Annotated in this window: 8 protein-coding genes; 4 read left to right on the plus strand and 4 right to left on the minus strand. The window is 70.6% G+C overall.

What is annotated here, in order from left to right; all coding sequences use genetic code 11:
- Positions 1–138: 138 nt before the first annotated feature.
- The 4 genes from D7V97_RS35510 (at position 139) to D7V97_RS35525 (ending at position 2,866) form a co-directional block, all read left to right on the plus strand.
- A complete protein-coding gene (locus D7V97_RS35510) occupies positions 139–1,059 on the plus strand; it encodes a diacylglycerol kinase family protein (RefSeq protein ID WP_120615058.1) in 921 nt (306 codons plus the stop codon).
- A 136-nt stretch (positions 1,060–1,195) separates the two neighbouring features.
- Positions 1,196–2,254, plus strand: a complete 1,059-nt coding sequence (locus tag D7V97_RS35515; RefSeq protein ID WP_120615059.1) for a DUF72 domain-containing protein — start codon at positions 1,196–1,198, stop codon at positions 2,252–2,254.
- 38 nt (positions 2,255–2,292) lie between these two features.
- Positions 2,293–2,595, plus strand: a complete 303-nt coding sequence (locus D7V97_RS35520; protein ID WP_199729047.1) for a hypothetical protein — start codon at positions 2,293–2,295, stop codon at positions 2,593–2,595.
- Positions 2,537–2,866, plus strand: a complete 330-nt coding sequence (locus tag D7V97_RS35525) for a Smr/MutS family protein (RefSeq protein WP_120615060.1) — start codon at positions 2,537–2,539, stop codon at positions 2,864–2,866. The genes D7V97_RS35520 and D7V97_RS35525 overlap by 59 nt, the downstream gene beginning before the upstream one ends.
- A gap of 27 nt (positions 2,867–2,893) precedes the next feature.
- Here the strand turns inward: D7V97_RS35525 and D7V97_RS35530 are convergent, their stop codons facing one another.
- The 4 genes from D7V97_RS35530 to D7V97_RS35545 all read right to left on the minus strand — a co-directional run.
- Positions 2,894–5,641, minus strand: coding sequence for an SNF2-related protein (locus tag D7V97_RS35530; protein WP_120615061.1), 2,748 nt, complete (start codon positions 5,639–5,641; stop codon positions 2,894–2,896).
- A gap of 254 nt (positions 5,642–5,895) precedes the next feature.
- The gene (locus tag D7V97_RS35535; RefSeq protein ID WP_120615062.1) at positions 5,896–7,224 is read right to left on the minus strand and encodes a DUF58 domain-containing protein; all 1,329 of its coding nucleotides are present in this window, start codon (positions 7,222–7,224) and stop codon (positions 5,896–5,898) included.
- Positions 7,221–8,156 (minus strand): MoxR family ATPase, encoded by a 936-nt coding sequence (locus tag D7V97_RS35540; protein ID WP_120615063.1) that lies wholly within the window; start codon positions 8,154–8,156, stop codon positions 7,221–7,223. Before D7V97_RS35540 ends, D7V97_RS35535 begins: the two co-directional genes overlap by 4 nt.
- A gap of 61 nt (positions 8,157–8,217) precedes the next feature.
- On the minus strand, positions 8,218–8,851 hold a 634-nt coding region (locus D7V97_RS35545; protein ID WP_120615064.1), incomplete at its 5' end, for a hypothetical protein.

Here is an 8,851-nt window from a genome sequence, read left to right on the forward strand (position 1 = left end):
GCAAGGTGAGGGTGGGGCCCAGCATGACATGGCCCGGGTGACAAACACCCCGGGGCCCGGGGTCTTCTGTCGGGTCACGGAGTGGAGCCCCGGGTCACAACCGCGTAAACAAGCGGTTTCGCAGGGAGAAGGCACTGAATGAAGACGTTCCTCGTGGTCAACCCGCGCAGCGCCAACGGGCAGACGGGGAAGCGATGGGTGGAGATCTCCGCGCAGGTGGGCCGGGTGCTCGGTGAGTTCGGGCATGGCTTCACCAGCGGCGGCATGGATGCGGCGCGGCTGGCGCGGCAGGCCATCGACGACGGTTACGAGTGCATCGTCGCGGTCGGCGGCGACGGCACCCTGAACGAGGTCACCAACGGCTTCTTCCGCGACGGTCAGGTCATCAACCCGCAGGCCGCGCTGGGGCTGCTGCCCCGGGGCACCGGCGGCGACTTCCGCCGCACGTTCGGGTGGGACCTGGAGTTGGGCTCCGCGCTGGAGCGGCTGCGCACGGAGAAGACGGAGCCCTTCGACGTGGGCCGGCTGGACTTCATCGACAACGACGGCCAGCCCGCGACGCGCTTCTTCGCCAACATCGCCTCGTTCGGCGTGAGCGCGGTGGTGGCGCGCGAGGTGAACTCCGGCAGCAAGGCGCTGGGCGGCCACGTCAGCTTCATGTGGGGCACCGTGAAGGGCCTGGTGAAGTACACCGAGCAGCAGGTGCGCCTGACGCTGGATGGCGGCACGCCGGAGTCGGTGAGCGTCACCACGGTGGCCGTGGCCAACGGACGCTACTTCGGCAGCGGCATGTTCGTCGCTCCGGACGCCGTCACCCACGACGGCCTCTTCGACATCACGCTCTGGTCCCACTACCGCCTGAGTGACTTCGTCCTCAAGTCCAAGGGCGTCTACAACGGCGACCACGTCACCTGGAAGAACACGCGGCGCTTCCGCTGCCGCACGCTCCACGCCGAGCCGGAGACGGGCGACGTGTACCTCGACGTGGACGGTGAGACGCCGGGCCGGCTGCCCTGCACCATGACGGTGCTGCCCGCGGCCATCCGCCTCAAGGTGTAGGCCCGCCCGGCTGTCCGGTGGCCGTACAGGAAACCTGGAACGTCACCTCGATTCAAGGCAACCTCCTGCATTGTGTGGCCTTGGGGATTACTCCCTGGGGCACCACCGGACCCCCTGCAGGAAGGGAGCTGACGGCATGAGCGCAACGAGACGTCCCGCCCAGTTCGACCTCTTCACCGGCGCGCTCGAAGAAGCCCCCGTGTCGTCCCGCCGACGCACGCAGCCGGTGGCCCCGGCCCCGGTGTCCGACGACCTGCGAGCGCTGGGCGAGCGGCTCCCGCAGGGGGTCTTCCTGGGCACCTCGTCGTGGACCTTCCCCGGCTGGACCGGCCTCGTCTACGACCACGAGGCCACCACCACCCAGCTCGCGCGCGAAGGCCTGGGCGCCTACGCGCACCACCCGGTGCTGCGCACGGTGGGCATTGACCGGACGTTCTACGCGCCCGTGCCCGCCGCCGCCTTCGCCGACTACGCCCAGCAGGTGCCGGACGGCTTCCGCTTCCTCGTGAAGGCCCACGAGGCCTGCACGCTCGCGCGCTTCCCCGTGCATGACCGCTACGGCGCGCACCGGGGGCAGGTGAATGACCGCTTCCTCCAGGCCGCGTACGCGGTGGACCACGTCGTGGGGCCCTTCCTGGAGGGCCTGGGAGACAAGGCCGGCCCGCTCGTCTTCCAGTTCCCACCGCAGGACCCCGCCGCGCTCGGGGGGCCTGCGCGCTTCGTGGAGCGGCTGCACGCGTTCTTCTCCGCGCTGCCCCGGGGCCCGCTGTACGCCGTGGAGGTGCGCAATGAGGAGCTGCTGACGGAGGCCTTCGCCCAGGCGCTCGCGGACACGGGCGTGAGCCCGGTGCTCGCGGTCTGGGCCCACATGCCGCCCGTCGCGCGTCAGGCGAAGCTCACGCGCGCCTTCGAGGCCCGCGCCGTCGTGGTGCGCTGGATGCTGCCGCCGAACCTCGGCTACGAGGAGGCCCGCGCCCGCTACGCCCCGTTCAACAAGTTGGTGGACGAAGATGTTGGCACCCGCGATGTGCTGGCCCGGGTATGCATGGCGGCCGTGCGCCGCGAGCGTCCTGTCTTCGTGACCATCAACAACAAGGCGGAAGGGAGCGCGCCTCTGTCGGCTGTTCGACTCGCGGAACGCGTTGTCCTGCATCAGGAGGAGGGCGGCCAGCGGAGCGTTGCTCACGCAACATGACTTGCGCCCGAGCACACCGCTTGCTTACGTGAAAGGCCATGAAGGCGATGACCATGGCAGCACTGGTGATGCACCTGACTTCCGCTGGCGGTGCTGGCGCGGAGGACAAGCGGGCGGGCAAGCACCCGAAAGACGCTGGTGTCACCACCCAGGGTGCCGTGACGACCGAGATTTCGTCCCTCAAGGGGGAGATCTCCAGCCTCAAGGAAGAGTTCCGGATCGCGCGCGAGAAGCAGCGCCTGGCGCAGGAAGAAAAGAAGCGCCTGGAGGAGGCCCGCTACGGTGTCCCGGCGAAACCCACCCCTGCCTCCGGAAGGGCCGGAGCCCCCGCCCACCAGTGAGGACGAAGCCGTAGAAATTCCGGTCGATGGGAACCTCGACCTGCATCTCTTCCAGCCCCGGGACGTGAAGGAACTCGTCACCGAGTACCTCTGGGCCTGCCGGCAGAAGGGGGTGCTCGACGTGCGCATCATCCACGGCAAGGGCACGGGCGCGCTGCGGCGCACCGTGCAGACCCTGCTGCCCACGCTGCCAGAGGTCGCGCACTTCCAGACCGCCTCCGAGGCGGACGGAGGCTGGGGCGCGACGTGGGTGCGGCTCAAGCCCCTGTGAAGGGGCCCGGAGCCAGGCCAGCTTCGACTACGACAGCCAGAAGTACGCGGAGGCGATGAGGGTGCGCTTCTCCGTCACGCGCCCCTTCTGGGCCAGCTCCGCCAGCTGCCGGTCCTTCGCCGCGTAGCGCTTCTCTTCCTCGTTGCGCAGTGACGCCAGCTTGCGGCGGTACTCGCGCTCCAGCCGGTCCGAGTGCGCCCGCGCCTTCGCGCGCTCCGCGGTGTCCTCCACGCCCGAGACTTCCTTGCGCGCGGTGGTCCACGCCTCACGCGCGGCCTCCACCACCTCGCGCGACTCCATCAGGCAGTCCTCGACGTAGCGGTCCACCCGCTCGCGGGCCTTGTCCAACTCCAACGCATTGCGGCGCTCGGCCGCGCGAATCAGCTCATCCTTCGCGGTCATGAGCGACTGCTCTTGCATGAGCTGGACCGACACCGGCGCGGGCTGCCGACGCTTCTCCTCCTTGGCGTCGAGCTTCGTGAAGTGGACACCGTCCGTCAGCGGCAGGGCCCGGAAGCCGCCGTCGCGGTCCTTCACCAGCACCAGGTGCACCAGCTTCTCTTCGGGCTTGAGGCCGGTGATCTCGAACTTGTAGGCGAACCACCAGCCCTCGCTGCCCGCGAGCCGCGCCAGCCGTGACGGCAGCCCCGCGGCGTCCAGTTGCAGGTAGCTGACGGCGTCCTGGGTGCGGTCGCGCACGGCGTAGGCGGCCTTGGCCACCTGGAGCCGTCCGGAGGTGCGGCTGCCCAGCACGGAGCCGGTGAGCGCCTTCGCCTCCTGCTGGCGGCGGGCCACCACCTCCTTGGCCTGGTCGCCGGCCACGCGCAGCCTGCGGCGCACGTCGCCGTCGAAGCGCTCCAGCACCACGGACTTCATCTCCGTCATGCGCTGGGTGATGGCGCCTTCCAGCTCCTCGCGCAGCTTGTCGAAGGCGATGTTGATGTCGGCGGGGTTGCGGCAGGACTGGTAGATGTCCAGCACACGACGCTCGAAGTCGACGCCGCTCTCCAGCGCGCCCAAAATCTCATCCGACGCGCCGAAGACGCCGTCGAAGAGGTTGAGCTTCTTCTCCAGCAGCTCGAACAGGCGCGCATCCGCCGCGTTCTGCCGGTTGAGGAAGTTCACCACCAGCACGTCGCGCTGCTGGCCGTAGCGGTGGCAGCGGCCGATGCGCTGCTCCACCCGCTGCGGGTTCCAGGGCAGGTCGTAGTTCACGACCAGGTTGCAGAACTGGAGGTTGAGCCCCTCCGCGCCCGCCTCGGTGCAGATGAGGATCTGCGTGCGGTTGCGGAAGTCGTCCACCAGCGCCCGGCGCTCCTCGGGCGAGCTGCCCGAGTCTCCGGACAGCAGCGAGATCTTGTCCTGGTAGCCGTGCTCCGACAGCAGGTTGAATAGGTACTGCTGCGTGCGCTTGGACTCGGTGAAGATGAGCGCCTTCTCCGGCCAGCTGTGCGTGCGCATCACCGCGAAGGTGCGATCCAACGCGCGCTTGAGCGCCTCACCCTTGGCGTTGATCCGGATGGAGTCCGCGAGGTCCGCGTACTGCCGCAGCTCCCACACCTCCTGCTCCAGCGTGCGCACCGCGGGGGCCTTGGCGGGGTCGTCGGACCACTCCTCGCCTTCCTCCACGAACTGCTTGGCCTCTTCCGGCTCGAAGAGCGCCAGGGCCTGCTGTCCCAGCCGCGCGGCCTCCAGGCGCTTCTGCAGGTTCTCCGACAGCTTGCGCAGCGTGGGCGCGATGGCGAACGTGGAGGAGGCCAGCAGCTTGCGGTAGCACAGCGTCAGGAGCGTCTTCTTGCCCGGCTCGATGGCCGCGACCTCCGAGCGCTGCAGGTACTCGCTGACCTTCTCGTAGAGGTCGTGCTCCTCGGGGGACGGGTTGAAGTCCTCCACGATGCTGCGGCGGTTGGTGTAGCGCACGTACTCGCGCACCTGACGGCGCAGCGTGCGTTGCACCACCGGGGCCAGCCGCTCCTTGAGCTCACAGGCGGCGGCCTCCGACATGCCACCGCCTTCGTCCGCGCGGTAGCGGCTGCGGAAGGCGTGCTCGGGGCCCAGAATCTGTTCGTCCAGGAGCGACATCAGGCCGAACAGCTCCATCAGGTTGTTCTGGAGCGGCGTCGCGGTGAGCAGCAGTTTGGGCCGGCCCGCGAGCCCCGCGCGCAGGGCCTGCCCCATCTTGTTGTTGGGGCGGTGCGCGTTCCGGAGGCGGTGGGCCTCGTCGATGATGACCAGGTCCCAGGGGATCTCCGCCAACAGGTTCACGCGGTTGGCGGCGAACGGGTGCGAGCAGATGACGGGGAAGGGCTGATCAAAGCAGTTGTTGTGGGGGCGCACGTTGCGGCCGTCCACGAGCACGCTGTCCAGGTCGAACTTCTCGCGCAATTCTGCATTCCACTGCGCGCGCAGCACCGCGGGCGCGAGGATGAGGATGCGGTTCTTGCCCTCCGCCATGAGCTGGGCCACGACGAGGCCCGCCTCGATGGTCTTCCCCAGGCCCACCTCGTCCGCCAGCATGCAGCCGCCGCGCGACAGCGCGTCCATCGCGAACATCGCCGCTTCGACCTGGTGGGGGTTCAGGTCCACCTTCGCTTCGGACAGGGCGTTGGCCAGGCGCTGCTGCGTGTCACCGCTGCGCGCGAGCAGCTCCTCCGCCAGCAGGCGCTCGTGGAAGGGCGTCAACGCCGCCGCGACCAGCTCCTCCGCGGCGCGGGCCGCGACGGCCGCGGCGTCCGCCTCCACCGTCACCCTCAAACCCCTTGCGACCTCCGCCAAGTCCCGCCTCCCATCCGTAGGTTTGGAGCGTGCGCGCGCGTGCGCGGACGATTGAGGCGCGCCATTCTGGGGAGCGATCCGGATCTGTAAAGGGGGTCCTCCGCGAGGCCGAAAACTCGGCCTCCGCGCGATTGGCAAGCACGGCGTTCGGCGGAGCGCCGCTGCCTGCACTCACGCGTTCGGTGAAATGTTCCGCGGGTCGTCCAAAGCTCTTGACGAATGCGTCTGACGCGCTCCACGAACACGCGTGTGTTTCAGAGCCGTCCGCGCGCCTTCACGTCCAGGTACACGTTGAGCGCCGCGGCCCCGAAGGCACGTGCGGGTGCGCGCACCACCAGGGCTCCCGCGTCGCGCAGCGTGGTGGCGGTGAGGCGGTATTCGGCCTCCATGCGCGCGGCGGCCTGGCGCGCGTAGGCGGCCGGTGCGTCGCCGGGCACGTCGGTGGCCGCGGCCTCCAGGTCCTCGTCCAGCAGCGATGCGACGACGGGCAGGTGCCGGGGGCGCAGGGCCAGCGTGCGCGTGAGGAGCGTGGCGGACGCGTCCGGATCCACCAAGTCGGTGAAGAGCACCACGAGCGCGCGGCGCGTCTGACGGGCGAACGCGAAGTCGAACGCGCGGCCGTAGTCGCTCTCCTCCAGGCCGGCCTCGGCGCGGTAGAGGGACTCGGTGATGAGGCGCAGGTGTTCGGCGCCCTTGCGCGGCGGAAGGAAGGCGCGCACGTCGCTGGCGAAGGCCATGACGCCCACCACGTCGCCCGCGTCCAGGCTCACGCGGGCGAGCCGCAGCGCCGCGTCCACCGCGTGGTCCAGCTTGCGCCGGCCCTGCACCCGGCCCGCCATGTGACGGCCGCAGTCCAGCAGCAGCAGCACGGGTTGGTGCCGCTCCGGCTGCCACGTGCGCACCAGCGTGTGGGCGTGGCGCGCGGAGGCCTTCCAATCGATGTGGCGGAAGTCGTCGCCCGGGCGGTACTCGCGCAGCGACTCGAACTCGCGGCCCTCCATCGTCTTGCGGCGCTGCGTGCGCGCGGACACGGCCTCCGACGCACGCGCCAGCGACAGCGCCTCGCGCGAGAGGGCGCTCAGGTCCGGGTACACCTTCACGTCCCGGGCCGCGGACAGGCGCACCTGCCGCGAGCACAGGCCCAGGGGGCCCAGGAGCCGCAGGTGCACGTCGCCAAAGCGCGCGTCGCCCCGTGCAGGCGGGCGCACCCGGTACGTGAGCTTTGTCGGCGCGGCGCCGGCTTCGAGCTCGAAGGGCTGGCGGTGGCCGTGGCTCTCCACGTCGAGGGGCGGCTCGTCGCGCAGCTCTCCCCGCACGGGCCTTCCGGTGCGCGCGCTCAGCACCCAGCGCACGGGGTTGTCCACGCCGGAGGAGAGGATGGGCTCCACCTCGCGGTGCGCTTCCACGTCGCGGTCCCGGGGCGCGCGCGCGAAGTCCACCGCGCACAGGAGCAGCACGGCCACGTCCACCGCGAGCGCCAACCACCCGAAGGCGGGGCTTGCCACCGCGAGCGCCGCCGGCACGAGCGCCCCGGCGAACAGGGCCACGGCGAGGCCGGTGGGGACGGGACGCCCGAGGCTCACCGGGGCACTCGCACCCGTTCGAGCATCTGCCGGAGGACGTCGTCCGCGGTGACGCCCTCCACCTCCGCCTCGGCCTTGAGGAGGAGGCGGTGGTTGAGCACGCTGAAGGCCACGGCCTTCACGTCATCCGGCGTGACGAAGTCGGTGCCCTGGAGCGCCGCGTGCGCCTTGGACGCCGCGAGCAGGGACTGGGACGCGCGGGGGCTCGCGCCCAGTCGCACGCGGGGGTGGGCGCGGGTGTCGCGCACGAGCTGCACGACGTACTGGAGGATGGACTCGTCGCACGCGACGCGGGCCGCGCGGTCCTGCAGCTCCGTCAACGTGGCCGCGTCCAGCACGCGCGTCACGGTGGGCGCGCGGCCCTCGCGCTGGTGGTAGGCGCGCAGCAGCGCCCCTTCTGAATCCGCGTCCGGATAGCCCACGCGCACGCGCATGAGGAAGCGATCCAGCTGCGCCTCGGGCAGGGGATAGGTGCCCTCCAGCTCCAGCGGGTTCTGCGTGGCGACGACGAAGAAGTGCGGCGGCAGCGGGTGGGTGACGCCGTCGATGGTGACCTGCCGCTCCTCCATCGCCTCCAGCAGCGCCGCCTGCGTCTTGGGCGGGGTGCGGTTGATCTCATCCGCGACCAGGACCTCCGTGAAGACGGGGCCCTTCATCAGGCGGAAGGACTGGGCCTGGGGCTGGAAGATGTTGGTGCCCAGGATGTCCGCGGGCATCAGGTCCGGCGTGAACTGCACGCGGGAGAAGGACAGCCCCAGGGCGCCCGCCATGCTGCGCGCGGTGAGCGTCTTGGCGACGCCGGGCACGCCCTCCAGCAGCACGTGGCCGCGCGCGAGGAAGGCCGTCACCAGGTCGGCCAGGACGCGGGGCTGGCCCACGACGGCCGAGCCCAGCGCGTCGAGCAGGCGGGAGAGGGGCGAGGCGTCGGACATGGTGACCGGCGACGGTAGCCCGCTCCCCTCCGGCACGGCAGCGAAATCCTCGCCGCCGCGCCTACTGCGACGGACGGCGCAGGCCCATCAGGCCCCCCAGCAGGGCTATCACCGCGCCGAGCACGCCCAGGAAACAGCCGATGCTCGGCGACGAGTTCATCATCTCCGAGTTGCCGAGCGGAGACGGCACCAGCGTGGTGTCCGATGAGATCTTCAGGAACACCAGGGTCCAGACGAGGCACACGACGGTGCACACCATCTGCGCGCCCCACGGCAGCATGGGGCTGACCCAGGCCATCAGGTTGCGCACGCGGATGCCGATGAAGACCATCGTCGCGACCGCGAAGAGGAACGAGATGAAGCCCAGGCTGATGAGGCCCAGGAAGTCACCGTCCGCGGCCGTCTCCTTCCACGGCATGAAGCAGGAGAGCACCACCAGCGCCGCGCCCCAGAACGCGATGCGGTCCGGGCCCTCCAGCTCCTTCAGGAACGAGCGCGCGTCGTCGAGCAGGACCTCCGGATCATCGATGGGCGAGCGGCTGGAGCCGGAGTCCCGCGCGTCGCGCGACCAGGGATCCGGTCCGGCGCTGGCGGCATCATCGTCGTCGTCGTCGTAGCGAGGCTCGGGGGCTGGCGCGCGGCGGGGGGGCGCGGCGCGCGCGGGAGCGGGCTTCGCGGCGGGACCGCCCCGGGTG

It is taken from the genome of Corallococcus sp. CA053C (assembly GCF_003611675.1).
Classification (GTDB): domain Bacteria; phylum Myxococcota; class Myxococcia; order Myxococcales; family Myxococcaceae; genus Corallococcus.

What these genes read in the sequence shown, in the direction of transcription:
- D7V97_RS35515 (WP_120615059.1), top strand. Translation starts at nt 1,196, where the DNA reads ATGAGCGCAACGAGACGTCCCGCCCAGTTCGACCTCTTCACCGGCGCG.
- D7V97_RS35540 (WP_120615063.1), bottom strand. Translation starts at nt 8,156, where the DNA reads ATGTCCGACGCCTCGCCCCTCTCCCGCCTGCTCGACGCGCTGGGCTCG.
- D7V97_RS35520 (WP_199729047.1), top strand. Translation starts at nt 2,293, where the DNA reads ATGAAGGCGATGACCATGGCAGCACTGGTGATGCACCTGACTTCCGCT.
- D7V97_RS35510 (WP_120615058.1), top strand. Translation starts at nt 139, where the DNA reads ATGAAGACGTTCCTCGTGGTCAACCCGCGCAGCGCCAACGGGCAGACG.